Origin of the sequence: Sphingomonas desiccabilis (assembly GCF_004135605.1) — a bacterium.
GTDB lineage: Bacteria > Pseudomonadota > Alphaproteobacteria > Sphingomonadales > Sphingomonadaceae > Sphingomonas > Sphingomonas desiccabilis.
This window is the reverse complement of sequence record NZ_SDPT01000001.1, coordinates 492,949-517,589: the sequence shown is the minus strand read 5'-3', so window position 1 is coordinate 517,589 and position 24,641 is coordinate 492,949. Positions and strand designations below refer to the sequence as shown.

General features: G+C 68.2%; 34 protein-coding genes and 2 other RNA genes. 14 read left to right on the top strand and 22 right to left on the bottom strand.

Going from position 1 to position 24,641, the window contains the following annotated elements; all coding sequences use genetic code 11:
* The 7 genes from pspB to EO081_RS02420 are packed head-to-tail and all read left to right on the top strand — an operon-like array spanning nt 1 to nt 2,336.
* Complete coding sequence (gene pspB, locus EO081_RS02450) at nt 1-270, top strand: envelope stress response membrane protein PspB (protein WP_125959774.1); 270 nt, start codon at nt 1-3, stop codon at nt 268-270.
* A 1-nt stretch (nt 271) separates the two neighbouring features.
* A complete protein-coding gene (gene pspC, locus EO081_RS02445) occupies nt 272-652 on the top strand; it encodes an envelope stress response membrane protein PspC (protein ID WP_129340350.1) in 381 nt (126 codons plus the stop codon).
* A 36-nt stretch (nt 653-688) separates the two neighbouring features.
* On the top strand, nt 689-979 hold the full coding sequence (locus EO081_RS02440; RefSeq protein ID WP_129340349.1) for a hypothetical protein: 291 nt from the start codon (nt 689-691) through the stop codon (nt 977-979).
* A 20-nt stretch (nt 980-999) separates the two neighbouring features.
* Nucleotides 1,000-1,326 (top strand): hypothetical protein, encoded by a 327-nt coding sequence (locus tag EO081_RS02435; protein WP_129340348.1) that lies wholly within the window; start codon nt 1,000-1,002, stop codon nt 1,324-1,326.
* Nucleotides 1,327-1,336: 10 nt separating this feature from the next.
* Nucleotides 1,337-1,603 (top strand): hypothetical protein, encoded by a 267-nt coding sequence (locus EO081_RS02430; protein ID WP_129340347.1) that lies wholly within the window; start codon nt 1,337-1,339, stop codon nt 1,601-1,603.
* 33 nt (nt 1,604-1,636) lie between these two features.
* On the top strand, nt 1,637-1,876 hold the full coding sequence (locus EO081_RS02425) for a hypothetical protein (RefSeq protein ID WP_129340346.1): 240 nt from the start codon (nt 1,637-1,639) through the stop codon (nt 1,874-1,876).
* A 52-nt stretch (nt 1,877-1,928) separates the two neighbouring features.
* On the top strand, nt 1,929-2,336 hold the full coding sequence (locus EO081_RS02420; protein WP_129340345.1) for a SufE family protein: 408 nt from the start codon (nt 1,929-1,931) through the stop codon (nt 2,334-2,336).
* Between the two features lie 105 nt (nt 2,337-2,441).
* Here EO081_RS02420 and EO081_RS02415 read toward each other — a convergent pair whose 3' ends face one another.
* From EO081_RS02415 to EO081_RS02400, 4 genes are read right to left on the bottom strand one after another with little or no spacing between them, the layout of a single operon-like run.
* Nucleotides 2,442-3,110, bottom strand: coding sequence for a hypothetical protein (locus EO081_RS02415; protein ID WP_129340344.1), 669 nt, complete (start codon nt 3,108-3,110; stop codon nt 2,442-2,444).
* A 2-nt stretch (nt 3,111-3,112) separates the two neighbouring features.
* Complete coding sequence (locus tag EO081_RS02410; protein ID WP_129340343.1) at nt 3,113-3,592, bottom strand: hypothetical protein; 480 nt, start codon at nt 3,590-3,592, stop codon at nt 3,113-3,115.
* Between the two features lie 12 nt (nt 3,593-3,604).
* Complete coding sequence (locus EO081_RS02405; protein ID WP_129340342.1) at nt 3,605-3,934, bottom strand: (2Fe-2S) ferredoxin domain-containing protein; 330 nt, start codon at nt 3,932-3,934, stop codon at nt 3,605-3,607.
* Nucleotides 3,931-4,467 carry a J domain-containing protein gene (locus EO081_RS02400; protein WP_129340341.1) on the bottom strand — a complete coding sequence of 179 codons (537 nt, stop codon included), beginning with the start codon at nt 4,465-4,467 and terminating at the stop codon, nt 3,931-3,933. Before EO081_RS02400 ends, EO081_RS02405 begins: the two co-directional genes overlap by 4 nt.
* 198 nt (nt 4,468-4,665) lie before the next feature.
* Between EO081_RS02400 and EO081_RS02395 the strand changes: the two genes are divergently transcribed.
* Together EO081_RS02395 and EO081_RS02390 are read left to right on the top strand one after the other, a co-directional pair.
* The gene (locus EO081_RS02395) at nt 4,666-6,204 is read left to right on the top strand and encodes a SulP family inorganic anion transporter (protein ID WP_240697512.1); all 1,539 of its coding nucleotides are present in this window, start codon (nt 4,666-4,668) and stop codon (nt 6,202-6,204) included.
* The gene (locus tag EO081_RS02390; protein WP_129340339.1) at nt 6,201-6,836 is read left to right on the top strand and encodes a carbonic anhydrase; all 636 of its coding nucleotides are present in this window, start codon (nt 6,201-6,203) and stop codon (nt 6,834-6,836) included. The genes EO081_RS02395 and EO081_RS02390 overlap by 4 nt, the downstream gene beginning before the upstream one ends.
* Before the next feature lie 175 nt (nt 6,837-7,011).
* Here the strand turns inward: EO081_RS02390 and rnpB are convergent.
* The 7 genes from rnpB to EO081_RS02355 all read right to left on the bottom strand — a co-directional run bounded on the left by rnpB (nt 7,012) and on the right by EO081_RS02355 (nt 12,577).
* Nucleotides 7,012-7,386: RNase P RNA component class A (gene rnpB / locus EO081_RS02385), an RNA gene on the bottom strand.
* A gap of 41 nt (nt 7,387-7,427) precedes the next feature.
* Entirely contained in the window at nt 7,428-8,117 is a 690-nt protein-coding gene (locus EO081_RS02380) for an N-acetylmuramoyl-L-alanine amidase (RefSeq protein ID WP_129340338.1), read from the bottom strand.
* A 108-nt stretch (nt 8,118-8,225) separates the two neighbouring features.
* Nucleotides 8,226-8,591 carry a response regulator gene (locus EO081_RS02375; protein ID WP_129340337.1) on the bottom strand — a complete coding sequence of 122 codons (366 nt, stop codon included), beginning with the start codon at nt 8,589-8,591 and terminating at the stop codon, nt 8,226-8,228.
* 51 nt (nt 8,592-8,642) lie between these two features.
* Nucleotides 8,643-9,071 carry a chemotaxis protein CheW gene (locus EO081_RS02370; RefSeq protein ID WP_129340336.1) on the bottom strand — a complete coding sequence of 143 codons (429 nt, stop codon included), beginning with the start codon at nt 9,069-9,071 and terminating at the stop codon, nt 8,643-8,645.
* Nucleotides 9,068-11,413, bottom strand: a complete 2,346-nt coding sequence (locus EO081_RS02365) for a chemotaxis protein CheA (RefSeq protein WP_129340335.1) — start codon at nt 11,411-11,413, stop codon at nt 9,068-9,070. Before EO081_RS02365 ends, EO081_RS02370 begins: the two co-directional genes overlap by 4 nt.
* Nucleotides 11,414-11,463: 50 nt before the next feature.
* Complete coding sequence (locus EO081_RS02360) at nt 11,464-12,102, bottom strand: histidine phosphotransferase family protein (RefSeq protein ID WP_129340334.1); 639 nt, start codon at nt 12,100-12,102, stop codon at nt 11,464-11,466.
* 67 nt (nt 12,103-12,169) lie between these two features.
* Entirely contained in the window at nt 12,170-12,577 is a 408-nt protein-coding gene (locus EO081_RS02355; RefSeq protein ID WP_129340333.1) for a M67 family metallopeptidase, read from the bottom strand.
* 17 nt (nt 12,578-12,594) lie between these two features.
* Here EO081_RS02355 and EO081_RS02350 point away from each other — a divergent pair, with 17 nt between their 5' ends.
* From EO081_RS02350 to mtgA, 3 genes are all read left to right on the top strand, one after another.
* Nucleotides 12,595-13,545: an RluA family pseudouridine synthase gene (locus EO081_RS02350; RefSeq protein WP_129340332.1), complete on the top strand. Its 951-nt coding sequence runs from the start codon at nt 12,595-12,597 to the stop codon at nt 13,543-13,545.
* A 52-nt stretch (nt 13,546-13,597) separates the two neighbouring features.
* Nucleotides 13,598-14,503 carry an RNA polymerase sigma factor RpoH gene (gene rpoH, locus EO081_RS02345; RefSeq protein WP_129340331.1) on the top strand — a complete coding sequence of 302 codons (906 nt, stop codon included), beginning with the start codon at nt 13,598-13,600 and terminating at the stop codon, nt 14,501-14,503.
* Nucleotides 14,504-14,598: 95 nt separating this feature from the next.
* Nucleotides 14,599-15,303 (top strand): monofunctional biosynthetic peptidoglycan transglycosylase, encoded by a 705-nt coding sequence (gene mtgA, locus EO081_RS02340; protein ID WP_129340330.1) that lies wholly within the window; start codon nt 14,599-14,601, stop codon nt 15,301-15,303.
* Between the two features lie 19 nt (nt 15,304-15,322).
* On the opposite strand, the gene EO081_RS02335 is transcribed toward mtgA, so the two are convergent.
* The 5 genes from EO081_RS02335 to EO081_RS02315 all read right to left on the bottom strand — a co-directional run bounded on the left by EO081_RS02335 (nt 15,323) and on the right by EO081_RS02315 (nt 18,391).
* Complete coding sequence (locus tag EO081_RS02335) at nt 15,323-15,595, bottom strand: hypothetical protein (RefSeq protein ID WP_129340329.1); 273 nt, start codon at nt 15,593-15,595, stop codon at nt 15,323-15,325.
* A gap of 86 nt (nt 15,596-15,681) precedes the next feature.
* Entirely contained in the window at nt 15,682-16,005 is a 324-nt protein-coding gene (locus tag EO081_RS02330) for a YbaB/EbfC family nucleoid-associated protein (RefSeq protein ID WP_129340328.1), read from the bottom strand.
* Nucleotides 16,002-17,684 carry a DNA polymerase III subunit gamma/tau gene (locus EO081_RS02325; RefSeq protein WP_129340327.1) on the bottom strand — a complete coding sequence of 561 codons (1,683 nt, stop codon included), beginning with the start codon at nt 17,682-17,684 and terminating at the stop codon, nt 16,002-16,004. The genes EO081_RS02330 and EO081_RS02325 overlap by 4 nt, the downstream gene beginning before the upstream one ends.
* 97 nt (nt 17,685-17,781) lie before the next feature.
* Nucleotides 17,782-17,879: signal recognition particle sRNA small type (gene ffs / locus EO081_RS02320), an RNA gene on the bottom strand.
* Nucleotides 17,880-17,941: 62 nt separating this feature from the next.
* A complete protein-coding gene (locus EO081_RS02315) occupies nt 17,942-18,391 on the bottom strand; it encodes a hypothetical protein (RefSeq protein WP_129340326.1) in 450 nt (149 codons plus the stop codon).
* 198 nt (nt 18,392-18,589) lie between these two features.
* Between EO081_RS02315 and dcd the strand changes: the two genes are divergently transcribed.
* Nucleotides 18,590-19,144 carry a dCTP deaminase gene (gene dcd / locus EO081_RS02310; RefSeq protein ID WP_129340325.1) on the top strand — a complete coding sequence of 185 codons (555 nt, stop codon included), beginning with the start codon at nt 18,590-18,592 and terminating at the stop codon, nt 19,142-19,144.
* A 641-nt stretch (nt 19,145-19,785) separates the two neighbouring features.
* Here dcd and EO081_RS02305 read toward each other — a convergent pair.
* The 4 genes from EO081_RS02305 to EO081_RS02290 all read right to left on the bottom strand — a co-directional run bounded on the left by EO081_RS02305 (nt 19,786) and on the right by EO081_RS02290 (nt 22,356).
* Nucleotides 19,786-20,211: an ExbD/TolR family protein gene (locus EO081_RS02305; RefSeq protein WP_129340324.1), complete on the bottom strand. Its 426-nt coding sequence runs from the start codon at nt 20,209-20,211 to the stop codon at nt 19,786-19,788.
* Nucleotides 20,212-20,239: 28 nt separating this feature from the next.
* Nucleotides 20,240-20,719: an ExbD/TolR family protein gene (locus EO081_RS02300; RefSeq protein ID WP_125959800.1), complete on the bottom strand. Its 480-nt coding sequence runs from the start codon at nt 20,717-20,719 to the stop codon at nt 20,240-20,242.
* 68 nt (nt 20,720-20,787) lie between these two features.
* Nucleotides 20,788-21,594 (bottom strand): MotA/TolQ/ExbB proton channel family protein, encoded by an 807-nt coding sequence (locus EO081_RS02295; protein ID WP_129340323.1) that lies wholly within the window; start codon nt 21,592-21,594, stop codon nt 20,788-20,790.
* Between the two features lie 78 nt (nt 21,595-21,672).
* The gene (locus EO081_RS02290) at nt 21,673-22,356 is read right to left on the bottom strand and encodes an energy transducer TonB (protein ID WP_129340322.1); all 684 of its coding nucleotides are present in this window, start codon (nt 22,354-22,356) and stop codon (nt 21,673-21,675) included.
* A gap of 226 nt (nt 22,357-22,582) precedes the next feature.
* On the opposite strand from EO081_RS02290, the gene EO081_RS02285 reads away from it, so the two are divergent.
* Nucleotides 22,583-23,449: a hypothetical protein gene (locus EO081_RS02285; RefSeq protein WP_240697511.1), complete on the top strand. Its 867-nt coding sequence runs from the start codon at nt 22,583-22,585 to the stop codon at nt 23,447-23,449.
* A 22-nt stretch (nt 23,450-23,471) separates the two neighbouring features.
* Here EO081_RS02285 and EO081_RS02280 read toward each other — a convergent pair whose 3' ends face one another.
* Complete coding sequence (locus tag EO081_RS02280) at nt 23,472-24,260, bottom strand: SDR family oxidoreductase (protein WP_129340321.1); 789 nt, start codon at nt 24,258-24,260, stop codon at nt 23,472-23,474.
* Complete coding sequence (locus EO081_RS02275; RefSeq protein WP_125959804.1) at nt 24,257-24,628, bottom strand: dihydroneopterin aldolase; 372 nt, start codon at nt 24,626-24,628, stop codon at nt 24,257-24,259. Before EO081_RS02275 ends, EO081_RS02280 begins: the two co-directional genes overlap by 4 nt.
* Between the last annotated feature and the right edge of the window lie 13 nt (nt 24,629-24,641).

Sequence of the window (24,641 nt, the reverse complement as noted above, 5' to 3'; positions counted from 1 at the left end):
ATGGACGACTTCATCTCCATCGCGGTGCCGATCGTCACGCTGTTCATCGGGCTGCCGTGGCTGATCCTGCACTACATCACCCGGTGGAAGCAGGCGCCGACCCTGACCGGCGAGGACGAGAAGCTGCTCGACGAGATGCACTTCACGGCCCGCCGGCTGGAAGAACGCCTCCAGACGATCGAACGCATCGTCGCTGCCGACAATCCGGATTTCCGTCCTTCCGCACCGGACGCTGCGGACCGTGAAATCGACTTTTCCCGGAGGAACTGAGATGACCGCGCAACGCACCAAATTCTACCTCGACAAGCAGAATGCGAAGTGGTCGGGCGTGTGCTCCGGCATCGCGGACTATACCGGCGTCGAGACGATGTGGATCCGCATCGGCGCCGTGCTGCTGACGCTGGCGGGCGGCTTCCCCTGGACCCTCATCGCCTATGGGATGATCGCCTGGATGGCGCCCAAGAAGCCGGTCGGCCTCTACGACAGCGAGGAGGATGCGAAGTTCTGGCAGGGCGTGCGCTCCAACCCGAAGCGCTCGACCGCGGAGATCCGCTCCACGTTCCGCGACATCGACCGGCGTCTTGCCGACATCGAGATGTTCTACACCAGCCGCAACACGCGCCTGGCCGACGAGATCGACAGCCTGCGCTGAGCCAATCGCCAGGCGTTTAACAGGGAGGGAAAGTTCATGAGCTGGAGTGGCCCGGGCTTCGTCATCGCGCTGATCGCGATCTCGACCTTCGGATTGGTCCTCAACAACTGGATCCGTGCCCGCCACGGCTATCCGGTGGAGAATGAATGGTCGGGCGTGAGCCACAAGGAGAGCCCCGACGCCGATCGCAAGATCGCGCTGCTCTCCAGCGAGAACGAACGCCTGACCGGCAAGATCGGCCGGCTGGAGGAGCGGATCGCGGTGCTCGAGCGCATCGCCACCGACCCCGCCGCACGCACCGCCCGCGAAATCGACGCGCTGCGCTGAGCGCCGAGAGGAGATCTGCAATGAACCCCGAGACCTACGCACTGCTCCAAGGCCTCTTCCCCCTGATCGTGACCATCGTCGCGGTCGCGGTCACCGGATGGGTCATCACCACCTGGATGCGGATCAAGCATGGCTATCCGCTCGACGGCGCCTGGGGCCAGGCGGTCTATCCGCAGAAGAACGAGGAGACGATCGAGCGGGTCCGCCTGCTGAGCCAGGAGAATGCCCAGCTCCGCGCCGAGCTCGGCTCGGTCAAAGACCGGCTCGCGACGGTCGAGCGCATCGTCACCGACAGCGGCGCCCTGCTCTCCCGCGAAATCGACCAGCTGCGCGACCGCGCGAACTGAAGGACCGACCATGAGCCCTATTCTGATCCCGATCCTCGCGCTGATGATCCCCATCGTCGCGATCGTGGGCAAGACCTTCGTGAAGCCTTGGCTCGACCACCGCGAGCGGGCGCTGGAGCTAGAAGCCAACAAGCTCGCGGAAAAAGCGGCGCAATATGCGGCGCAGACGGAGCGGCTGGAGCAGCGGGTGCGCGTGCTGGAACGCATCGTCACCGACCGCGGCCTGGATCTTTCCGACGAGATCGAGCGGCTGCGCGATCAGCCGCCGCTCAACTGACCACCCACGTCCACGCCCCACCGGAGCAGCGACATGACGGACCCGAACCTCACCCTCGTCCTCGCCACCAGCGGCCTCGCCGCCGTGGCCATGGTCACCGCCGCGACCCTTGCCGGCTGGCGCGGCTGGCTGGCGCTCAAGCGGCAGGAACTCGCCCGAGTCGAAGGCGGCGAAGCGCCCGGCTTCGGTCACGCCGGTACCCGCATCGAACTCGCCGACCTGAAGGAACGCATCCGCAAGCTGGAGGCGATCGCCGCCGGGGTCGACCTCTGATGCAGCCGCGGCGGCCTTTTGCCGGCCGCCGCCAGCTGCTACCGGGCTGCGCATGCAGTCCCTCGACGACATCCTCGACGAATATGGCTTCCTCGATCCGGACGACCGCTATCGCCTGCTGATCGACCTGGGTCGCGCGCTGGAGCCCATGCCCGACGCGCTGAAGACCGATGCTACGCTGGTGCGCGGCTGCTCCGCCTCGGTCTGGGTCTATCCCACCCGGCGAGAGGACGGGACGCTCCACTTCCTGGCCGACAGCAACGCCGCGATCACCAAGGGGATCATCGCCCTGGTCCTCTCGGCGGTGCAGGACCAAAGCCCGGCCGCGATCCTCGCGACCGACATCCCGGCAGCCCTAGCCCCCTTCGACCTGTCGAAACAGCTGAGCTCCAACCGGACCCAGGGCATCCCCAACATGATCGCCCTGATCCGGCACGAGGCGGAGCGCTACGCGCGCTGACTCGGTGGTCCTGCGCAGGCAGGAGCCCAGGATTGTGAAACCGCGGCGCCTGCGACCCTGGCCTCCTGCTTCCGCAGGAGCTCGGGAAAGCGGCCGGGCGAGCCGCTACTGCGGCTTTACCGACAGCGTCGACCAGGGCAGCACCGGCCAGTCGGGGCCGTCGCAGGCGCGCATCACGCGGGCAAAACTCGCGCCCAGCCACAGACCTTCCGGCGTCAGCCGCCAGGCCGGGAAGTTCCAGACTTCCGGATCGGTATAGTCGCATTCCTCTCCATCCGGGTCGACGGGCTGCATCTCCTGCGGATGGTATTGCTGGAGAAGCAGTACCACCGCCGGAGCGAATGTCTGCGCGCGATAGCCATACCAGCGGTCGCTATCCTCGGGCGGGATCGGCCCCGAACCGGGCCGCAGCACCTCGTCCAGCTTCAGCTCCCGCCCCGTGTGCGCGTCGAAGCTATGCCCGGCGGTCCCGAAGTCGGGATGGGCGGCACCCGCGCACGACCAGCTCGCCTGCCATTCGTAGCTGACATAGTCGCGACCCAGCCACGGCTTGCCCTCGACCCCGCCGTCCACCCCCGGCTCTCCCCCGACGTCGGTGCAGCCGAGCCAGCGGCTGACCTCGCGCCACTGGGCTTGCGCCAGGGTCGCGTTCATCGCTGCCGTCGGCTGCGCGGCATAGCGCCCCTCCAGGCGAAAGAGGCGGACGCCACTCTTAGGCTCGCGGTACCAGCGGATCGGCTTGCCATCGACATGCTCGACGGACTCGGGCTGCAACCTCAGCCCGGACAGTTGCAGCCGCTCGTGCAGCGACAGCTCGGGCGCAGATCGGCAGGAAGGTCCCGCGCCGTGGTGACGCGGGCCAGCCGCACCGGAAAGCGGCGCCTGGCCGCGGTGGTCAGCGTACCGACAAGGCCGCCGCCTTCCTCGCGCAGTTCCAGACGGTCCTGCGTCGCCCGCGCCTCCAGCGTCAGCGTGTTGCCGCGGCGCGCGCCGTCCAGGGTCAGGTCCCGCCGGCTCGACAGGTAGAAGTAGCTGCCCCAGGCGCCCTCCCGCTTGGCGTCCTCTTCCAGGCTGAGAACGATCCTGCTGCGCCCCACCGTCCCCTCGAAACTCCGCGCGGCTTCGCTTTTCGCCGCACCGGGGGATACGGCCGCCGCAAGGGCCGCCACGAAATGGAAGATGCGCAAGGCCAGATCCGCAAGAGAAGGGGGCGCCGAGCCGCCGATACTGCCCAGGCGGCGCACGCCGTCAAGCATGCAAGCAGCCCGTCAAGCCGCGTCCGGGGCTTCCGTCTCCTGCTCCGACAACCCCAGTTCCTGCGCAAGCCCGTTGAGGTCGGCGCCCGAGCTCACCAGCAGCCATTCGCCCGGCCTTGCAGCATCGATCACCGTCACGGCACGCTTGGGGCAGACACCCAGGCAGCGCGTCTCGACGATGCCAGCCCGTGCCTTTGGGCCCTTTTTCAGTTCCAGGCGCTTGCGCAGGGCCTTGGCGAGCGGCTGGTCGCCATCCGGCCCGAACCCGCCGTCCAGCTTGCGCGAGCATTTGCCGCATACCAGCACCGCCCGCGACCAGCGCGCGCGGACCACCGGTTTCATGCGGGCTTCCACTGCCGCCGCTCCTCGGCGACCCGCAGCACCTCATAGGCCGCCTGGATCGCCTGGAAGCGGACCGCGGCTTCCTTGTCGCCGGGGCGCACATCGGGGTGGCTGGACTTGGCGAGCCGCCGCCAGGCGCTGCGCACCGCCTCGAAGTCGGCGTCGACCTCCAGCCCGAGCACTTCCAGCGCGCGCATCTCGTCGCGGGAACGGGTGCCGTCGCCGGAGCCGCCCCAGGCGTAGTGCGAGGCGTTGGCATAGCCGTTGGCGGTGCGCTGCTCGCTCGCCTCGCGGCGCTTCGCCTCCTCCTCGTCCAAGCCTTCGAAATAATTCCAGTTGCGGTTGTATTCGGCGGCGTGGGTCTCGCAGAAATACCAGCGATCCGGGTTGTTGGGCGACTTGGGCGCAGGCCGGTCACCAGGGGCCTCGCAACCGTGCCGGTCGCAAAGGCGCACGCGCGTAGCCTGACGCTCGGCTTCGTAACCGCGCCAGCGGGGAAATCCCCAATCGTTGGATCGACTTGATCGGACCATTGCCTCCCCAGATAGCCCCGCTGCCGCGCGGCACAACCCAGCGCCATGGGAAACAAAACGTAATTATTTCCTGCTGCCGCCCCGACCCGCTCGTGCCTTATATGCTGCACCGCATGCGTTTCAGACGCTTTTACCCGATCAAGAGAAGGTACCGCGGTGTCCTTGGCTTCGAAATTCACGACAAGCTGGCGGCAGGACGTGCCCGCCTCGATCGTGGTGGCGCTCGTCGCGCTGCCGCTCTGCCTGGGCGTCGCGCTGGCGTCCGGTGCCCCCCTGTTCTCGGGCCTGATCTCGGGCATCGTCGGTGGCATCGTCATCGGCATGCTGAGCAAATCGCCCCTGTCGGTCAGCGGCCCCGCCGCAGGCCTGACAGTGATCGTGCTCGACGCGATCCAGCGCCTGCCGAGCTATGAGGCGTTCCTGCTGGCCGTGGTGCTGGCCGGCTGCATCCAGCTCCTCTTCTCCGTATCGCGCGGCGGCATTCTGAGCGAATTCGTCCCCTCGTCGGTCATCACCGGCATGCTCGCCGCGATCGGCCTGATCCTGATCCTGAAGCAGTTCCCGCACGCGATCGGCTATGACGCCGATCCGGAAGGCAGCTTCTCGTTCTTCCAGGCCAACGGCGAGAACACCTTCTCCGCCATCGGCCACGTGCTGCGCGAGCAGATCGTCTGGGGGGCCGCGATCATCGCGGCGATCTCCCTCGCCTTCCTGTTCTGGTGGGATCACGCCAAGCCCAAGGAAGGCCCGCTGCGCTTCCTCCCCGGTCCCCTCGTCGTGGTGGTCGGCGCGGTGCTGATCAACGCGCTGTTCGGGATGGCCGCACCCGATCTTCAGGTCCAGGCGTCGCACCTGGTGAGCGTGCCCGTGGCCGCAGGCCTGGGCGAGTTCATCGGCCTGTTCACGACACCCGACTTCGGCCAGATCAGCAACGCGGCCGTGTGGAGCACCGCCGTCACGCTTGCGATCGTCGCCAGCCTGGAATCGCTGCTGTCGGTGAAGGCGATCGACGAGATCGATCCCAAGCGCCGCACCACGGACAAGAACCGCGAGCTGTTCGCGCAGGGCAGCGGCAACATCGTCGCCGGCCTGATCGGCGGCCTGCCGGTCACCTCGGTGATCGTCCGCAGCTCGGCCAACGTGGACGCCAACGCCAACAGCCAGCTCTCCACCATCCTGCACGGCTGCTGGCTGCTGCTGAGCGTGCTGCTGATCCCGGCGATCCTCAACCTGATCCCGCTGTCGGCACTCGCCGCCGTGCTGATCGCAACCGGCTACAAGCTCACCAAGCCGTCGCTGTTCACCAAGCGCTTCAAGCAGGGCTGGACCCAGTTCGTGCCCTTCGTGGTGACGGTCGGCGCGATCCTGTTCACCGATCTGCTGGAAGGCATCGTCATCGGCCTGGTCGTGGGCTTCGTCTTCGTGATCGGCCGCAACTTCCGTCCGGCGATCATCTTCGTCCAGGACGGCGACAGCTGCATGATCCGTGCCCGCCGCAACCTCTACTTCATCCACAAGTACGAGCTGCAGAAGGAACTCGCGAAGGTTCCGGACAACACGCACGTGCTGATCGACCTGTCGGCGACCAGCTACGTCGACATCGACAACATCGACATCATCAACGCGTTCGTCCGCAACGCACAGTTCCGCAACATCGGCGTGATCGTCCGTGGCGACGTCGGCGAGCAGACGGCGTCCAAGATCCAGGCGCCGCGCAAGGAGGTCGTGTTCGCATGAGAGAGTACAAGCACCTGCTCCTCGCCAACAAGGCGTGGGCCGCCGAGCGGCTGGAAGAGCGCCCCGACTATTTCGAGCGCCAGATCGCCGGCCAGCAGCCCGAGTTCCTGTGGATCGGCTGTTCCGACAGCCGCGTCGCGGCCGGGCAGCTGACCAACACGCCGCCGGGCGGCATGTTCATCCACCGCAACGTCGCCAATCTGGTGAACGAGGACGACCTCAACCTGATGTCGGTGCTCGAATATGCGGTCACCGTGCTCAAGGTCCGGCACATCATCATCTGCGGCCATCACGGCTGCGGCGGCATCAACGCCGCGCTGGAAGGCGGCGCCACCGGCTACCTCGGCAAGTGGCTGCGCAACGCCGAGCAGGTCCGTCGAGACCATCAGGAGGAACTCGACGCGCTGCCCGAGAGCCAGCGGGCCAACCGCCTGGTCGAGCTGAACGTCCGGGACCAGCTGGTGCGGCTCGCGCGCACCTCGGTCGTGCAGGATGCGTTTGCCGCCGGGCAGACGCTCTACCTCCACGGCTGGGTCTATGACCTGCGCGACGGCCTCATCAAGCCGATGATGGAGATCGATTCGACGACGCCGCTCGGCGAGGTGCCGCGGCCCCAGCCGGTCCTCGTCTGACCCGTTCCAACCCCCTTCCGGGTGCAACCCCCTCCTGCACCCGGCGCGTCGGTCCGTCCTGCCTATCGTCCCTGGGCACCGTGGCGGGCCGGCGCAACCTTGCTGCGAAGCGATCGAGCGCCGCCTGCGCGGACCGGTACGGCGGCAAATCGCGAGCCGCAGCGCGGCGCGGAAACGCGTCAGAGGGTCTGTAAGCCGGGTTCTGTCCACCCGCATGACGCGGGATAGGCGACCATTCCTCTAGGACGACGCTCGCGCGCCGCCTCCAGCAACCAACCCGGACGACGGGCCGGAACGAGGCCCATGTGCCGTCCCTATTCGGTCTTGCTCCCGGTGGGGTTTGCCATGCCGTTCCTGTTACCAGGCCCGCGGTGCGCTTTTACCGCACCCTTTCACCGTGACGTGGCCGAAGCCGTCGCCGTTTGCTCTCTGTGGCACTTTCCCTGGGGTCGCCCCCGCCGGGCGTTACCCGGCACCGTCGTTTCCGTGGAGCCCGGACTTTCCTCGCCCCCGTTCTCGCGAACGGGGCCGCGGCCGCCCGACCCTCTGACCCGGCCCGCCTAGCGCAGCTTCGCCGCCGGGGAAAGCCGCTCAGTCGTCGCCCTGCGGCTTGGGCAGCAAGAGGGCCAGCAGCAGGCAGCGGCATTCGGCGTCGATCACCCCGTCCACCATCTCCGGGCGAAAGCGCCGCTGGAAGGCGGTGACCGCCGCGGCGGGATCGGAAACGTCATAGCCGAACCGCTCGAGCGCGAGCAGGAAGCCGCTGTCGGCCCAGCCCGGATCCATCAGGTTCTTGGTCGGCCGCGGCAGGGCCAGGCGCAGCCGCGCGAGCTTGCCCCAGGGAAACAGCTCGCCCGGGTCCTGCTTGCGTGCCGGCGCGATGTCCGAATGGCCGACCACATTCCCGCGGGTGATGGCGTGGCGCTGCTTGATGTCGGCGACCAGCCGGATCACCGCGTCGATCTGCTCGTCGGGAAACGGGACATAGCCCCATTCATGGCCCGGATTGACGATCTCGATGCCGACCGAGGCGGAATTGATGTCGGTCACCCCGCGCCAGTGCGAGCGGCCGGCGTGCCAGGCGCGTCGCGCCTCGTCGACCATGCGGACGACGGTACCGTCCTCCGCGACGAGGTAGTGGCACGACACCTTCGCCTCGGGATCGGCCAGCCGGGCGATGGCGGACGCGGCGTCCTGCATGCCGGTGTAGTGCAGCACCACCATGGTGACCGGCAGCGAACGATCGTCGAAGTTCGGCGAAGGCCTGTCGATAAACTGCATGCACCCCGTCCCCAAGCTACGCCGAAGCGATGCGTCGCCTACCAGCCAAAGGCAAGCTGCAGGCCTGGCGGCGCCGCGCGCTACCGGCGGAGCGTGGCGGCCGGGCGATCAGGCGAGCCCGACGATCTGGAATTTGCTCTCCAAGGTCTCGCGATCGAACGGCTTCATCACATATTCGTCGGCGCCCGCCTCGATCGCGGCGCGGATGTGCGCCATGTCGCCTTCCGTCGTGCAGTAGACCACCTTCGGCTGCTGCGGCAGGCCCGCATCCCGAAGGGCGCGCAGGAAGTCCATGCCGCTCATGACGGGCATGTTCCAGTCCAGCAGGATCGCGTCGGGAGGGGTTGCGAGGCAGCTGGCCAGGGCCTCCCGGCCATCGGCGGCCTCGCGAACCTCGAAGCGCAGCGCCTCCAGGATGTGGCGCGCCACCTTTCGGATGACCCTTGAATCGTCGACGACCAGACAGCTTTTCATGACATCCCCCTGGGACCTGCATCGCACGCCGGGACCGATCTTGCGAGGGGGTCAGGCAGGCTGGGTGATCCCGTCCAGGATTGCCGCGGCATCCAGGACCAGAATGCGGGTTCCCTCGCGCATCGCGGCCGCACTCGCGACCCGGCGCCAGGCGGACGGCAGGTCGGCGCCCGCCCCCAGCGGCTGCGCTTCCAGCGCGACCACCTTCGGCGACCCGTCGGCCAACAGCGCATAATCATGCCCCTCGACCCTCACCGCCACCCCATGGTTCGACCGCGCGCTGCTGTGCGAGAGGCCGATCGCCAGCGGCGTGTCGATCACCGTCACGGCCCAGCTGCGCAGCGCCGCCAGGCCCAGCACCGCCCGTGGCGCGCGGGGGACCGGCGTGATCTCGCCGAGCTCGACGGCGCTGCTGGTCCCGCCCGACGCGATCGCCACCGCCTGATCGGCAATCCGCGCGACCAGGTAGAGCCCGTTCATTGAAGAGCGCCCGGAGCTCTGGTGTAGTTCGCGATCGCCGCGAGCAGCGCATCCGAATCATAGCGGTAGATGCTGGTGTCGCCGGGCCCTGCCGGCTCCGGCAGGTTGCGCAGGCGGATCACCGGCGGCTCGCCCCTGCGATCGGACGCCGTGGCTGCGTGCGCAGCCGCTTCGGTCATCAGCACCACGGCCGGGCGCTCCCACGATGCGCGGCCCAGCGCGACGCGATAGCCATGCTGCTCCAGCAGCGGGCCAACGAACGCCGCCAGGGGTCCATAGGCAGGCGCCGCGAGCAGGCAGAGCGGCCCGCCCCGCGGCCGCGAAGGCGTGGCGGGCTCCAGCCGCCCCAGGAGCCACTCCACGTCGATCAGCTCGACGCGCTGCTTGTTGAGCAGCACCGTCCCCGCGATCCGCCCTGCCGTACCGGCGGCTTCCATGGTCCCGGGGAGATGCACGATGTCGACGGCATGCCGTGCGGCATAGGCGAGTTCCTGCCGCCCATTCGTCAGGCGCAGCACGGTCAATTCGCCGCAATCTCCGACCGGGGCCACGGCCTCGGCCGCCAGCCATTTTCCGTCCAGCAACAGCCGCAGGCGACCCTGCGTATCGTCGATGGCGTTGCCCCTGGCCTGCTGGATCCGGTCCACTGCCGCGAGCGGCACCACCCGCCGGACACCGTCCAGGTCGACGAACACCAGCGCTGGAGGGCCATCCTCGCGCGCGTTCTCTTCCCCAGGATCCGGGTCGCCGAGGCGGGGTCCGGGCACCCGGGCGAAGCGGACGCCGGCTGCGCTGGCGATCCCGGCGCAATCGAGCAGCAGCATCGGCTTGCCGCTGTCGGGCAACGTCGTTCCCGCATAAAGGCCGGTCGCCATCACCGGCGGCGACGCCGGCTTCACCACCAGTTCTTGTTGATCGAGCACCCCGTCGACGGCGAGGGCGAAGCAGCCGCCCGGCGCGCTCACCACGACCAGCGTCTGCGGCTCTGCGCGCGGCGGCGGGAGGTCCAGCACCGAAGCCAGGGCCACCAGCGGCATCCGGCGCGTCCGCACCTGCACCATGTCCAGCCCGTCATCGTCCTGGACGCGGGCGCGCGGACCCACGACGATTTCCTCGACGATCTGGCGCGGAACGGCGAAGCACTGCTCCCCCACCGCAACCAGGATCGCGGGAATGATCGACAGCGTCAGCGGCGCATGGATCTGGATCCGAAGCCCGCACCCCGGCCGGTTGTCCAGCTCGATCCGCCCGCCGATCCGGTCGACCGCCGACCGGACCACGTCCATGCCGACGCCCCGCCCCGAGATCGGCGTTGCCACGTCGCGCACGGACAAACCCGGCTCGAAGATCAGGTCGGCACCGGCGGCAGCATCGAGCTTGCGCAACTGCGCCTCGCACCGGGTGCCGGAGGCGGCGAGCTTCTCGACCAGCCGGTCCACGTCGATCCCGCGCCCGTCGTCGCAGACTTCCAGGACGATCTGGTTGCCCGCCTGTCGCGCCGCGATCGTCAGCTGCCCTGCCTCGGGCTTGCCGGCGGCGCGCCGCTCGGCGGCGTTCTCGATGCCGTGATCGATCGCGTTGCGCACCATGTGCACGAGCGGATCGCGCATGACCTCGACCATGTCGCGATCGACCTCGACATCGCTTCCCTCAAGCGTCAGCGTGACCGATTTCCCCAGTTCCGCCGCGGTGTCGCGGACGAGCCGGGGAACGCCGGCGAACAGCGTCTCGATCTTCTGCATGCGGGTGCGCGTCACCGCATCCCGCATCTCGGCGATGGAGAGGGAGAGCCGCGCGAGCGCCGCCTCCACGCCGGGGCCGGCGTTCCCCTGGCGCAGCAGCCGCGCCAACTCGTTGCGCGCGAGCACCATGTCCGACATGCCGGCCATCATCCGGTCGAGCAGGTCAACCCCCAGCCGCACGGTTCGGGGCCCCCTGCGCGGGCTCGCCTGCGGGAGCGGCACGACTTCGGGCGCGCCGGGCGCCAGAGCGGCGATCAACCCGTCCTCGTCGGTCTCCGGCAAGATCGTGCCCGCGTCCAGCGCCTCGACAAGCACCCCGATGCGATCGACCAACGCCAGCACCGCATTGACGAGGGCGCGGTCCGGCGTGCGCGTACCCGCCCGGACGTCGGCCAGCACATCCTCGGCGGCGTGGCTCAGCCGCTGAAGCCGCGGCAGCCCCAGGAAGCCGCAGCTCCCTTTGACGGTGTGGACGAAACGGAAGATGGCATCGAGCCGTGCGCGGTCGCCCGGGGTTGCCTCCCAAGCCACGATCTCGCCGGACAATGCCTCCAGCGTCTCGCGCGTTTCTGCGATGAACTCCCGGAGAAGATCGTCCATAAAGTCCCTGTTTCCCCGGGGAGACATGCCCGCCCCGGGTTAAAAGGGGGTTAGCTCCGGGGGAAAGAGGCGCCGAACAGCAGCACGTCCGCTTCCGGAGGGGAAACCTGAAGCGTGCCGCCGCCCTGCTTTACCAGCGCATGGGCCAGGAACGCAGCCGCTGCGCGCGGCGCCAGCAGGTCTCCTTCCCCCGACAGCGCATCGCGCAGCTCGGGGTCCAGCACGATCCGCGGCCCGTCTGCACGCACGACGATCTCGACGCCGGCGGCGTTCGCCTCGGCACCGATGTCGAGCTGACCGCCGCGGACCAGGGCGTCGCCGCCGATCAGCGCCAGGTTCAGCAGCGCCTTGATCGCAGGCTTGGGGAGCGTCGGCTCCTCGACCATCCAGCCGAGCTTCACCCGGTGGTTTTCCAGGAACAGCCCGTCGATCGCGGCGCGCGCCTCGCGCGTGTCGACTACGTCGCCGAACCCGCCGGCGGCGCCAAAGGCCAGCCGGAAGAACTTCAGCTTGTTGGCAGAAGCGCGTGCACTCTCCGCCAGCAGTTCCAGGCAGCGCGCGCGCATCGCCGGATCCTGTTCGTCCGCAAGCAGTTCCAGCCCGTTGTTCAGCGCGCCGACCGGGCTGAGAAGATCGTGGCACAGCCGGGAGCACAACAGGCTCGCAAAATCGGTGGCGCTGATCTGCATGGCGGAAATCCGATCCGAAATGGGTGTTCGGCGCACCTTCTGACGTTGCCGGACGGTCTCCGCAACCTCAGCCGACAAAGCGTAGCGTGACCGGGACGAACCGCCCGGCAACAGGCCCCTCCGCCACGGCGCGCCAGCAGCCGAGCGTTTCTGCATTGGCGATGATCCACAAGGCGCCGTCGGCGTGCGACGCCGCGGCATCCGCGCTGGACGGACGCACCGGGCCCCTGGGATGCGAGTGGTAGTGGCCCAGCACCACCGGCCCGCCTCCGCGCGCGGCGCGGTGGGCGGTGAGCAACGCGCCCGGATCGATCTCGAAGCTGGTCGCCGGATGCGCGGCGACATTGGCGGCCGGCATCAGCCCCGTGACCCGGCCGGGCGCGCCGAGGAGCAGGCCGCACACCTCCCGGTCGGGCGAGGCCGCCGCGGCATCGCGGATCGCCTGCGCGATCCCGGTTGCAATCTCCAGCGCCATTCCCATCTAGCTAGAACATGATCCGGGGGGATTCCATCATCGCGGCGCAGGTCGCCGAAACTGCCGACGGGTGGCGTCTGGACCGTGCCCTTGCGCACGCGCTGCCGGACCTGTCGCGCGAGCGGCTGAAGGCGCTGATGGCGTCGGGCAAGGTGCTGGCGAGCGACGGCACTGCTGCCTCCGATCCCGCGCGCAAGGCGCGGGCCGGCGACCGGTTCGACGTGCACATCCCCGCGCCCGAACCCGCGCACAACGCGGCGCAGGACATCGCGCTCACCGTCGTGTTCGAGGACGAGCATCTGATCGTGGTCGATAAGCCCGCCGGGCTGGTCGTACATCCGGCGGCGGGCAATCCCGACGGCACGCTGGTCAATGCGCTGCTCCACCATTGCGCGGGGCAATTGTCGGGCATCGGCGGCGTCGCCCGGCCCGGCATCGTCCACCGCATCGACAAGGACACCTCCGGGCTCCTTGTCGCCGCCAAGCACGACCAGGCACACGAGGGACTGGCACGCCAGTTCAAGGCGCACTCGATCGATCGTCGCTACCAGGCGATCGTGTCGGGCCGCCCGAAGACCGGCAGCGGCACCATCGACGCGCCGCTCGCGCGCTCGTCCACCAATCGCAAGAAGATCGCGATCGTCCAGGGTGGTAAGCGGGCGGTGACCCATTGGTCGCTGGTGCGTCCGCTGCGCGAGGCGGCGCTGGTGGAATGCCGGCTGGAGACCGGGCGCACCCATCAGGTGCGGGTCCACATGGCCTCCATCGGCCATCCCCTGGTCGGCGATCCTGTGTACGGCCGGGTGCGTCCGCAGCACCGCCAGGCCCTGGAAACCCTGGGTTTCCGGCGCCAGGCCCTGCACGCGGCACATCTCGGGTTCATCCACCCCGTGCTAAGGCACGCTTTAGCGTTCCATAGCGAAGTTCCGGCAGACATGCAGGAACTGTTGCACCATCTTCACGTATAAGCTGGGCGCGCGCTTTTCGAGGAAAGCCTGCGCAAATAAGGGAGAAGCGATCATGGCTAGCGGCAGCAACGTCCCCGCGACGATTCCCGCACTGGGCGGCGAAGCGAGCCTCAACCGCTACCTGTCGGAGATCCGGAAGTTTCCGATCCTGGCCCCCGAGCAGGAATATATGCTCGCGAAGCGGTTCCAGGAGCATGGCGACACCGAGGCTGCGGCGCAGCTGGTGACCAGCCACCTGCGGCTCGTGGCCAAGATCGCGATGGGCTATCGCGGCTATGGCCTGCCCGTGTCCGAGCTGATCTCGGAAGGGAACATCGGCCTGATGCAGGGCGTCAAGAAGTTCGAGCCGGACCGGGGCTTCCGCCTCGCCACCTATGCGATGTGGTGGATCCGCGCCTCGATCCAGGAATTCATCCTGCGCAGTTGGTCGCTCGTGAAGATGGGCACCACCGCGGCGCAGAAGAAGCTGTTCTTCAACCTGCGGCGCATGAAGTCCAAGCTCGATGCGTTCGAGGACGGCGACCTCAGCCCCGAGCATCTCGCCAAGATCGCGACCGACCTGGGCGTGACCGAGGACGAGGTCACCTCCATGAACCGCCGCATGGCGATGGGCGGCGACACCTCGCTCAACGTGCCCATGCGCGAGGATGGCGAGAGCCAGTGGCAGGATTGGCTGGCCGACGAAGGCCCGCTCCAGGACGAGCGCGTCGCCGACGCGCAGGAAGCCGACGTCCGCCACGGCATGCTGGTCGAGGCGATGGACGACTTGAACGACCGCGAGAAGCACATCCTGACCGAGCGGCGCCTGACCGACGATCCCAAGACGCTGGAGGAACTTTCCCAGGTCTATGGCGTGAGCCGCGAGCGCGTCCGCCAGATCGAGGTGCGCGCGTTCGAGAAGCTGCAAAAGGCGATGATGCGCCTAGCCGGCGACAAGCGCCTGCTCGCCACCGCCTGAACCTTTCGGGGCGCGCCACCGCGGCGCGTCCCCGATCGGCTCCAAGCGTCGCGCGGGCGGTTCCAATCCGGCTCGCTTCGCTCTAGCTGTCGGCCATGGTCGCCGCAGTCCGAACCCGATCGCCCGTCCGCCGCCTGCTGGGGTGGCTCGTCAAGCTCGTGCTGGGGTTCGTGGCCCTCTCCGTCGCGATGACGGTGGTCTACCGCTTCGTACCCGTTCCCATCACCTGGACAATGCTGGGGGACGTCTTCACGGGCCACGGCGTCACCAAGTCCTGGCGCCCGCTCTCCCGCATCGATCCCGACATGGCGCGCGCCGTCATCGCCGGCGAGGACTCCGGCTTCTGCTCCCACAGCGGCTTCGACTTCGACGCCATTGCCGACGCCGCGAAGCGCAACGCGCGCGGCGGGCGCATCCGCGGCGGCTCCACGATCAGCCAGCAGACGGCGAAGAACGTCTTTCTGTGGCAGGGCGGCGGCTATGTCCGCAAGGCGCTGGAAGCGTGGTTCACGCTGCTGATCGAGAACATCTGGGGCAAGCGGCGGATCATGGAGGTGTACCTCAACGTCGCCGAAACCGGCATCGGCACCTATGGTGTCGAGGCTGGCGCCCGCCGCTACTTCAAGCACGGGGCCGATGTGCTTTCACCCTCGGAAGCGGCACGGATCGCCGCGGTGCTGCCGTTGCCCAAGAAGCGCGCAGCGATCGCGCCGCACGGCTTCACCCGCCGGCACGGCAACACCATCGCCGCGCGCGTGGGCGTGGTGCGCCGGCAGGAACTGGACGCCTGCCTCCGCTGAGGTCAGGCGTCCGTCAACATTACTTGGTTTCGCCGTCCGCGGCGTCGCTCACCGCGCTGCCGGCCTTGTCGGCCGCATCGCCGACGCTCTTGGCCGCGCCCGCGACCGCCTCGGTCTGGATCGTGTCGTTGTTGCTGGCACGCAGCAGGAAATAGCCGCCGATCAGCACCGCGATCAGCAGCACGATGGCGAGAAGCGCAGTGCCGCCGCCGCCGCTGCGGCGTTCCACGACCGTGGTGTGGGGCGCAGCGCCCGTGGTGGTCGTCGTCGTATCGATGCGATCGTCAGACATGGCATTCACTCCCTTCCGTTTCGAATGCGGATTAACTCCGCCTTCGAAACGAAAGTTCCCGAGCCGTCCCGCGGCTACCTGCCCGATCAGAACGGCAGCTTGAAGCCCGGGGGCAGCGGCATGCCGCTCGTGAGCTTGGCCATCTCGCCCTGGCTGGCGGCGTCCGCCTTGGCGCGTGCGTCGTTCAGGGCAGCGGCGATCAGGTCTTCCAGCATCTGCTTTTCACTGGGTTGCAGCAGCGAATCGTCGAGGTCCACGCCGATGATTCGGCCCTTTGCCGAGGCGCGGATCTTCACCAGCCCGCCGCCGGACTGGCCCTCGACCTCGATCGCGTCGAGGCTGGCCTGCGCCTTTTCCAGCTCGGCCTGCACATTCTGCGCCATGGCCATGATGTCGTTGAGGTCCTTCATCGAGCGATGCTCCCGTCCTTGCGTTTCCAGTGATCGAGTTCGGCGCCCGGAAAGGCTGCCATGGCCGCCACCACCAGGGGCGACGCCAGTATCTCCGCGCGCTCCGCCTCGGCCTGTGCCGCCAGCGTTTCGCGCAGCGTCGGGTTCCCTGCCCCCTCGCCGATCAGGATGCTCCACGTCTGGCCGGTGATCTCGCGAAGCGCCAGGCCCAGGTCGCGGGTGAAGTCCGTCGGCAACGGCCGTGCGCCGGACATTTCGAGCTCCGGCGGCTCCAGGCGGATCGGGCGGACATGGTTGCGGACCTGCACCTGCAGGGTGTGGCGGCCGTGCTTCTCCAGCAGATCGGCGATCGCCTCCACGCTGTCGGGCAGCGCCGGCGGTGCTGGCTCCGGCTCGGCGGCCGCGACCGGCGCCTCCGCAGGCGCGGGTGCACTGGCGCCGTGCGGCGGGCCCCCGGCGGGCAGCGCCGGTCCACGCCCTTCCGCCAGCGCCCGTGCGAGTTCGCCCGGGTCCGGCAGGCTCGACGCATGGATCACGCGCAGCAGCGCCATCTCGCAGGCTTCGATCGGCAGCGCCGCGCGCGCGACCTCGTCATGCCCCTTCAGCAGCAGCTGCCACAACCGGTGGAGCATGGAAAAGGACAGCGACTCGGCCCAATGGCCAAGCGCCTCGCGCTCCTCCGCCGACTGCCCGGCCGGCGGAGCGGCCCCCACCTTGGCAAGCGTCACGCCATGTACCGTCTCCAGCAGGGTGCGCAGCACCGCCTGCGGATCGACACCCAGGTCGTACTGGCCGCGCAACGCCGCGAGCGCCGGTGCCGCCTCCCCGGCGAGCAGCAGCCGGAAGAGCTCGCGGATCGCGCCGCGATCGGACAGCCCCAGCATCGCCCGCACCGCGTCGGCGCGCACGCCCTCACCCTCCATGCCGGCGTGCGCGATCGCCTGGTCGAGGATTGAGAGGCCATCGCGTGCCGAACCCTCGGCCGCACGCGCGATCAGCGCGAGCGCTTCGGGCTCCGCCTCGAAGCCTTCGGCCGCCACCACATGCGCGAAATGCCCGGCGAGCAGTTCGGCGGGGATGCGGCGCAGGTCGAACCGCTGGCAGCGCGACAGCACCGTCACCGGCACCTTGTTCACCTCGGTCGTGGCGAACAGGAACTTCACATGGCCGGGCGGCTCCTCCAGCGTCTTGAGCAGGCCGTTGAAGGCCGCCTTCGACAGCATGTGGACTTCGTCGATGATGTAGATCTTGTAGCGCGCCGACACCGCCGCATAGCGCGATGCCTCGATGATCTCGCGGATGTCGTCGATGCCGGTGTGGCTGGCGGCGTCCATCTCGATCACGTCGATGTGGCGCCCCTCGGCGATCGCGCGGCACGGCTCGCACACCCCGCAAGGGTCGATGGTGGGGCCACCCTGCCCGTCCGGACCGATGCAGTTGAGCGCCTTGGCGATCAGCCGCGCGGTGGAGGTCTTGCCGACCCCGCGTACCCCGGTGAGCAGGAAAGCATGGGCCAGCCGGTCGCGCTTGATCGCATTTCCCAGCGTCGTGACCATCGCGTCCTGGCCGATCAGCTGGGAAAAGGTCTGCGGCCGGTATTTGCGGGCCAGCACCCGATAGGCGTCCGCCTTAGCGGCGGGCTGCGGCGTCTCGCCCAGGTCTAGGAAGGAATCGGACATGTCGGCCGATCCTTAGCGGCTCGCGCGGCGGCTGTCGAAGCCGCGGGCTGCAAAGAGGAGGCTTGCGACGCCTTCCGGCAAGGAACCAGCGACGGGTTGAGGTGGGAGCCGGAACGACCCGGTACGGAATCGTTGCGGCTGCTTCCTTCCGGACCTGACCGGGTTGGCGACGGCACCGTCCGCCCGACTCCCGCGCGCCATATGGACAAGGCCCGGCCCCGTGGCAAGCCCGGCGTCATTCTGCGGGGTCGTGGCGATCAGGCTTCGCCCTGAGGGTCGGTTCCGGTCGCGGGCGCCGCAGGCTGCGGAAGCGACACCTCGCGCGCCATTGCTGCGACCTCGACGATGTGGCGCTGCAGCCGCTCTACCATGCGGACGGCCGCGGGGTGATATTCGCTCCAGCGCTCCACCGCATCCTCTGCGATCCAGCGCCGCTGGAAGGCGCGGAAGCTCTCCGTCAGTTCGATGCAGTCGATCTTCATCGTCCGGGCGAGCGCGGCGTCCCGGGGATCGCCGCCCGCAATGATCGGATCGAAGACCTCGCGGTGGATGAACTGCTGATAGGAGGTCAACAGCCGCCCCATCGCGCTGCGGCGGGTCGCCAGGAAGGCCGCGGACGGGCGCAACTGCGGATCGCGAAGAAACGGCTCACCCTCCTTGAGCAGCGCCAGAATCCAGCCGTGATGATCCTGAAGGCGTTGCAACATGCTCGCTCCTCTCGTGCACAATGGCGACGAAGCCCCGAGGAACCGGTGCTTTTTCTCTCACTTCCCGCTCCCCCGCGCAACCGGTCCGACGGCGGGCGGCGGGATGCGCGGGCGCGCCCGCTTGATCGATCGGCCATGCCGGGGGTTGCCCAGACCACCAAAGGCGGCAAAGGCTCCCTGCCAAAGCAGGGGGACACCATGGCGATTCTTTCCGACCGCTGGATCCGCGAACAGGCGGTCGAGCACCGCATGATCGAACCGTTCGTCGAGGCTCAGCGGCGCGAGGGCTGCATCAGCTACGGCCTGTCCTCCTACGGCTACGACGCGCGCGTGGCGGACGAGTTCAAGATATTCACCAACGTCGATTCGGCGACTGTAGACCCCAAGGACTTCGCGTCGAACAGCTTCGTCGATCGCCAGACGGACGTGTGCATCATCCCGCCCAACAGCTTCGCGCTGGCCCGGACGGTTGAATATTTCCGGGTACCGCGCGACGTGCTGGTGATCTGCCTCGGCAAATCCACCTATGCGCGCTGCGGCATCATCGTGAACGTGACCCCGCTCGAGCCCGAGTGGGAGGGCCATGTCACGCTCGAATTCTCGAACACGACCCCCCTTCCAGCCAAGATCTACGCCAACGAAGGCGCGTGCCAGTTCCTGTTCCTGAAGGGCAACGAGCCCTGCGAGACCAGCTACGCCGATCGCGCGGGCAAATATATGGGACAGCGCGGGGTCACCCTGCCGCGGCTATAAGGAGACCGTCCCTCGGGCTTTCCGCTCAGGACGAACGACCGGTGTTGCTCCGCGCCCGGGCCGACGCCGGACGGGAGTTCCGTCCCGCTGCATGGATTCCTGCCAGGGCGACGGACGTGCAGGACGGCGCTACAGCCAGCGAACCGCAGCGGCGCGGTTGGACCGTGACACCCTTCCCGCTGCGGCAAAGAGCAAGCCAGCCACAAGCGGCGCGCCTTGGTCGCACTCCGCAACCGGCGTAATCTGCAATCGTTGGAGTTCCGGCCGCGGGCTGCGCGAAGCATAGGATCGCCGATCTCGAGCCCGGGCCGGGTAAGTTCCGGATCGCGCAGTCGCGCTTCGAAGAGGGCGCCCGTCCCCACCCTCGTCTGATGGCGCGGCAAGGCCGAGCACCAGCTGGCACATTCGAGCACCTGTCTCCCGCCCCCTCTGTGTAGGGGCCCGGTTCCCATCGGCGCCGCCTCGCCTCTGGGGGGCGGCTCCTCACCCCTCAGGGTGGCTCTGCGTCCCGGCCACCCCCGCTCCCTCCCCGCAGCACCGAACCGTGCCTAGGCCTGTCCAGCGGCCCGTCAGATAGCAAAACGCCCGCGCGGAGGTCCGCGCGGGCGCTTCTCGATCGCTTGCTGGTCCGGCGCGCCGGATCAGAAGTCGTTGCGGTACTGCTCGTTGCCGACGAACCCAAGCTTGGTCACGTTGGACCGCTTGATGATCGACAGAATGCCATCCACCACGTCGTAACGCGCATTCGCGTCCGGCTGGAAGTGGAGTTCCGGCTCCGGCGACATCGCCGCAGTCTGGTCGAGATACTGACGCAGCGTCACTTCGTCGACCGTCGCACCGTTCCAGGTGACGACGCCGTCTGCCGTGATCGCAATCTTGTTCTTTTGCGGGTCTACCGTCACGACATTGCGGTCGTCGGGCTGGGGCAGATCCACCTTCACCGCATGCGTCTGGATTGGGATGGTGATGATGAACATGATGAGGAGCACGAGCAGGACGTCGATCAGCGGCGTCGTGTTCATTTCCATCATCGGCTCGCCGTCATCGCGGCCGCCACTCATTGCCATGTGAGACTACTCCTCGAAAACGCCGGCATCAGAGACGGGGCGTGCCGCCCGGCTCGGGCTCCGAGATGAAGCCGACCTTGGCGAAGCCAGCCGACTGCATCGTGTAGATGGTGCCGCCGATGCAGCGGTACGGGGTGTTCACGTCACCGCGGATGTGAACCTCGGGAAGCTCGACGCCCGGGGCGTTCGGGCCGCCCTGACGTGCGACCTCGTCCTCGAGCTTCTTGACCGCGCGCTCGCGGAGTTCCCCGCTGCTGACCGGCGTGAGGTTCCAATACACCTCACAGCTGTTGCCGGAGCCGCGCACGGAGAGCGACACGTTCTCAGGCTTGGTCGTCGTCGGCTCGAACTCCACCTTCGGAAGCTGCAGTTCCACCGACTGGACCACCACCGGCACCGCGATCAGGAAGATGATCAGGAGCACCAGCATCACGTCCACGAGCGGCGTCGTATTGATGTCCGAAAGCGGCTTTTCTTCGGAGCCGTCGCCGCCAACACTCATCGCCATAAGGCTATCCTATTCTCGTTTTCGTCACGTCGTCCCGCCGGGGGTGAGCCCGGCGGGGTGTCGTCGTCTTACGAACGGGGCGGCACGCCACCGGTCTGGCCGGCGGTCGTGGTGCCCGTCACCGGCTTCGCGGCGGTCACGGCCGGCTTGGCAGCAACGGTGCCCTTCGAAGCGAGCGCCGGGCGAACCGCACCGTTCGAGGCCAGGAAGCCCAGCACGTCGTTCGAGAAGGCCGACAGGTCTTCCGCGATCGACTTGTTGCGGCGCTGCAGCCAGTTGTAGGCGAGCACGGCGGGAACCGCGACGACCAGACCGATGGCGGTCATGATCAGCGCTTCACCGACCGGGCCGGCGACGTCGCCGATGGCCGCCTGGCCAGCGGCACCGATCTTCACCAGCGCGCGGTAGATGCCGACCACGGTACCGAACAGACCGACGAACGGCGAGGTCGCGCCGACGGTCGCGAGGAACGCGAGGCCCGCGCCGAGCTTCGAGTTGATCGCGGCTTCCGAGCGCGCGAGCGAGCCGTGCAGCCAGTCATGCGCCTCGACCGGATCAGTCAGCTTGGCGTGCTGCTCCTGGGCGGCGAGGCCGTCGTCGACGATCTGGCGATATGCGGAGTTCTTGTCGAGCTTGGCGGCGCCTTCGCGCAGCGAGTTCGACTGCCAGAAGGTCGCGCGGACGCGCTTCGCCTGGTTGATGATCTTCTGCTGCTCGAACAGCTTGGTGAACAGGATGTAGAACGAGCCGACCGACATGATCACCAGGATGGCGAGCACGGTCCAGGCGATCGCACCGCCCTGCTGCAGAGCTTCCCAGAAGCCGAAGTTCGGAGCGCCGGCAGGAGCCCCGGCAGCAAAGATGTTGGTGAGCATTGTGAGATGTATCCCTTACAGAAGCATGCGCGAATGGTTCTAAGGTGCCCGGCGCACAAGCGCCGGGCCTTGTAGCGATTATTGGTCCTCGAGCTTCCAGGTCACGCTGAGCGGATAGGTCGAGACGACCGGGTTGCCCGCCGCGTCCTGCGCCGGCGTGAACCGCACGCGGCTCTTCGAAATGCGACAGGTCGTCTGATCCAGAGCGGAATTGCCGCTCGAGGAGGTGACGACGCAGTCGCTGACGCGACCGTCGGTGCCGACCGTCAGCCGGGCGCTCACCCGACCTTCGGCACCCTCGCGAACCGCCGACGGCGGATACGCATCGCGACCGAAGAACTGGCCGGGGTTGCCACGCAGACCCGCCTTCTTGCTCACCGCAGGCGGTGCCGGCGGCGCAGGCGGTGCCGGCGGCGCAGGCGGTGCCGCGACCGGAACCGGGTTGTACGTCGGCGGCGGAGTCGTAACGGACTGGATCACCACCGGCGGCGGCGTCTGCACGCGCACGATCGGCGGCGGCGTCACCACCGGCGGCGGCGACTGCGGCGGCTGATCCGGCGGCGGCGGCGGCGGCGGCGGGACTTCCTCAGGCGGGGGCGGCGGCTCGACGATGTCGAACGTGTCCAGGTCCTCCACCTGCTTCTTCACGTACTTGTACGCGAGACCAGATATAAATGCGTACCCAATGAGCACGTGCAGCAACGCCACGACGGCGATTGCGACGATGCGCCCAGGACCCGCTTTTTGATCAGCATAGGCCATTCAGCAACAAAACTCCTTTAGCCTCACACCGAGTGGTACGGAGCGCGTTCGCAGCCCGCGACCTTGCATCCGCACCACCGCCGTAGCGCTGCTGGGAACACCGCCGATTCTCTATCGTGGCACTTTCCGCGACGCAAACGCTTTGTCAGACGCAACAAAAGTGCAATCGTCGGTACGAACGCCCGCATCTTGAATCGGCCTAGGTCGATGCTGCAAGATCGCGTAGATGCTGGCAACCATGTTTCGACTTTATCCTGCATCCGCATCGGCGGCACTGCTGCTTTTCGCCCCCCTCTCCTTCCCGGCTGCGGCCCAGCAGGCTGCGCCGGTCGAGCAGCCGGGCATCGGCTATGCGGAGGTGGCCGACCTGGTGCTCGCCGCACCTCTGGTCATCGACGCGACGATCACCAGCGCCACGCGCATCAAGGGTGCCGAGGCCGCGGGCGTCGCCGCCAACGCGGCCCGCTTCTACGTCGAGGCGCAGGTCGGGGCATTGATCCGGGGATCGGGTGCGATGCCGGCGCAGATCGGCTATCTAGTTGATATTCCTCTCGACTTCCGCGGTCGCACGCCCAGCCTGAAGAAGATGCGGGTGCTGATCTTCGCCCGCCCGGTCGCCGGCCGGCCGGATCAGGTTCAGCTCGTACAGCTCGATGCGCAGCGGAGCTGGAGCCCGGCGCTCGACGCGCGTGCCCGCGGTGTCGTCCGCGAGATCCTGGACCGCGACGCACCGCCTGCCATCACCGGCATCGGCAACGCCTTCCACGTCGTGGGAACGCTGCCGGGCGAGGGAGAAACGCAGATCTTCCTGAAGACCGAAACCGGCGATCCGGTCTCGCTGCTCGTGCTGCGGCGCCCGAATCAGCCGCCGCGCTGGGCAGTGTCGTTCGGCGACATCGTCAATGAAGGTGCAGGCCCGCCGCAGCGCGACACGCTGGGTTGGTATCGACTCGCCTGCGGGCTTCCGCGCAGCCTGCCCGCCTCAGCCTTGGAGACCCAGGACGAGGAAGGCGCGCGAATCGCCTCGGAGGACTTTCGGTTCGTCCTGCGCTCGCTCGGCCCCTGCCGCGCCGGGCCCGGCGCCGGCGCCTGATCTTCCGCGAGGGCGAGGGCAATCAGTCGCCCTCGCCCTCGCGGGCAAGATGGACGAAATCCCGCTCGAACCGGCGCAGATTCGCGCCTCCGTCCACGAACAGCACCTGCCCCGTCGTCGACCGCGCACCCGCTAAGAACAGCACCGCATCGGCGATGTCGTCGGGTTCCGGCAAGCGCGCGAGCGGCATGAGGCCGGCGAGTCGCGCCACCTGCCCGGGCGTATAATCGGCGGTCGGGATCGTCAGCCCGGGCGCGACGCCGTTCACCCGGACGCCGGGCTTCAGCGCATAGGCGAGCGTGCGGGTGACCTCCGCCAGCGCCTGCTTCGAAATCGTGTAGGCCAGCTGGTCCGCAGGCGGCTGGACGATGCGCTCGTCCAGCATGTTGATGACGCAAGCCCCTTCCGGAGGCGCCTGCGCGGCAACTGCGGCGGCGAGCGCGAATGGCGCGGCGGCGTTCACTGCGAAATGCCGCACCAGCGCGTCCATGCCGGGCACTGCCGCGTCCTCCGCACGGAAGCAGGAGGCGTTGTTGACCAGAAGCGTCACCGGCTGCCCGAAATGCGCCGCCACGCCCGGCACGAGCCCTGCCACCGCCTCGGCATCGGAAAGCTCCGCTGCAAAGCATCCATGCGGCGCGCCCGCAGCGTCGAGCGTGGCAAGCAGATCCGCATCCGGCTCGCCCTCGCTGCTTGCGTGCAGTGCCAGCGCATAGCCTGCCTCTCCCAGCCGGGCCGCGATATGGGCCCCGAGCCGCCGGTAGCTTCCGGTGACCAGCGCCAGCGGGCGGGCAGCGGCAGGCGAGGTCACGGGCGGTGACGCACCAGCCGGATCCCGATCGATTCGCCCGCCTCGGCGATCGCGAGCTTCACGATCGATACCTCCACCCGCTGCACGCGCGGGTCGGAGATGAACAAGGTGCGTGCGATATGGTCCGCAACCCCTTCGATCAGCGTGAAATGTACCCCCTGCGGCAACGCCTCGCTCGCCGCGTGCTTCAGGTCGAGATAGCTCTTGGAGGCCGACAGCGGCGTGTCGGGCGCGAAATGTTCGGGGCAGTCGAGGTCGACCGTCATCGAAATACGCAGCGGCTGTGGCAGGTGCGTCTCTTCCGAATAGACGCCGGTCAGAACCTGCACCTCGAAGTCGTGTACCTGCAGTTGGAGAAGATCGCGCACCGGTTCCTGTCCC

Bases quoted from the DNA above. Each gene is read 5' to 3' on its own strand.
- pspB (WP_125959774.1), top strand. From the start codon at position 1: ATGGACGACTTCATCTCCATCGCGGTGCCGATCGTCACGCTGTTCATC.
- pspC (WP_129340350.1), top strand. From the start codon at position 272: ATGACCGCGCAACGCACCAAATTCTACCTCGACAAGCAGAATGCGAAG.
- EO081_RS02440 (WP_129340349.1), top strand. From the start codon at position 689: ATGAGCTGGAGTGGCCCGGGCTTCGTCATCGCGCTGATCGCGATCTCG.
- EO081_RS02435 (WP_129340348.1), top strand. From the start codon at position 1,000: ATGAACCCCGAGACCTACGCACTGCTCCAAGGCCTCTTCCCCCTGATC.
- EO081_RS02430 (WP_129340347.1), top strand. From the start codon at position 1,337: ATGAGCCCTATTCTGATCCCGATCCTCGCGCTGATGATCCCCATCGTC.
- EO081_RS02425 (WP_129340346.1), top strand. From the start codon at position 1,637: ATGACGGACCCGAACCTCACCCTCGTCCTCGCCACCAGCGGCCTCGCC.
- EO081_RS02420 (WP_129340345.1), top strand. From the start codon at position 1,929: ATGCAGTCCCTCGACGACATCCTCGACGAATATGGCTTCCTCGATCCG.
- EO081_RS02410 (WP_129340343.1), bottom strand. From the start codon at position 3,592: ATGCTTGACGGCGTGCGCCGCCTGGGCAGTATCGGCGGCTCGGCGCCC.
- EO081_RS02405 (WP_129340342.1), bottom strand. From the start codon at position 3,934: ATGAAACCGGTGGTCCGCGCGCGCTGGTCGCGGGCGGTGCTGGTATGC.
- EO081_RS02400 (WP_129340341.1), bottom strand. From the start codon at position 4,467: ATGGTCCGATCAAGTCGATCCAACGATTGGGGATTTCCCCGCTGGCGC.
- EO081_RS02390 (WP_129340339.1), top strand. From the start codon at position 6,201: ATGAGAGAGTACAAGCACCTGCTCCTCGCCAACAAGGCGTGGGCCGCC.
- EO081_RS02380 (WP_129340338.1), bottom strand. From the start codon at position 8,117: ATGCAGTTTATCGACAGGCCTTCGCCGAACTTCGACGATCGTTCGCTG.
- EO081_RS02375 (WP_129340337.1), bottom strand. From the start codon at position 8,591: ATGAAAAGCTGTCTGGTCGTCGACGATTCAAGGGTCATCCGAAAGGTG.
- EO081_RS02370 (WP_129340336.1), bottom strand. From the start codon at position 9,071: ATGAACGGGCTCTACCTGGTCGCGCGGATTGCCGATCAGGCGGTGGCG.
- EO081_RS02365 (WP_129340335.1), bottom strand. From the start codon at position 11,413: ATGGACGATCTTCTCCGGGAGTTCATCGCAGAAACGCGCGAGACGCTG.
- EO081_RS02360 (WP_129340334.1), bottom strand. From the start codon at position 12,102: ATGCAGATCAGCGCCACCGATTTTGCGAGCCTGTTGTGCTCCCGGCTG.
- EO081_RS02355 (WP_129340333.1), bottom strand. From the start codon at position 12,577: ATGGCGCTGGAGATTGCAACCGGGATCGCGCAGGCGATCCGCGATGCC.
- EO081_RS02350 (WP_129340332.1), top strand. From the start codon at position 12,595: ATGATCCGGGGGGATTCCATCATCGCGGCGCAGGTCGCCGAAACTGCC.
- rpoH (WP_129340331.1), top strand. From the start codon at position 13,598: ATGGCTAGCGGCAGCAACGTCCCCGCGACGATTCCCGCACTGGGCGGC.
- mtgA (WP_129340330.1), top strand. From the start codon at position 14,599: ATGGTCGCCGCAGTCCGAACCCGATCGCCCGTCCGCCGCCTGCTGGGG.
- EO081_RS02335 (WP_129340329.1), bottom strand. From the start codon at position 15,595: ATGTCTGACGATCGCATCGATACGACGACGACCACCACGGGCGCTGCG.
- EO081_RS02330 (WP_129340328.1), bottom strand. From the start codon at position 16,005: ATGAAGGACCTCAACGACATCATGGCCATGGCGCAGAATGTGCAGGCC.
- EO081_RS02325 (WP_129340327.1), bottom strand. From the start codon at position 17,684: ATGTCCGATTCCTTCCTAGACCTGGGCGAGACGCCGCAGCCCGCCGCT.
- EO081_RS02315 (WP_129340326.1), bottom strand. From the start codon at position 18,391: ATGTTGCAACGCCTTCAGGATCATCACGGCTGGATTCTGGCGCTGCTC.
- dcd (WP_129340325.1), top strand. From the start codon at position 18,590: ATGGCGATTCTTTCCGACCGCTGGATCCGCGAACAGGCGGTCGAGCAC.
- EO081_RS02305 (WP_129340324.1), bottom strand. From the start codon at position 20,211: ATGGCAATGAGTGGCGGCCGCGATGACGGCGAGCCGATGATGGAAATG.
- EO081_RS02300 (WP_125959800.1), bottom strand. From the start codon at position 20,719: ATGGCGATGAGTGTTGGCGGCGACGGCTCCGAAGAAAAGCCGCTTTCG.
- EO081_RS02295 (WP_129340323.1), bottom strand. From the start codon at position 21,594: ATGCTCACCAACATCTTTGCTGCCGGGGCTCCTGCCGGCGCTCCGAAC.
- EO081_RS02290 (WP_129340322.1), bottom strand. From the start codon at position 22,356: ATGGCCTATGCTGATCAAAAAGCGGGTCCTGGGCGCATCGTCGCAATC.
- EO081_RS02285 (WP_240697511.1), top strand. From the start codon at position 22,583: ATGCTGGCAACCATGTTTCGACTTTATCCTGCATCCGCATCGGCGGCA.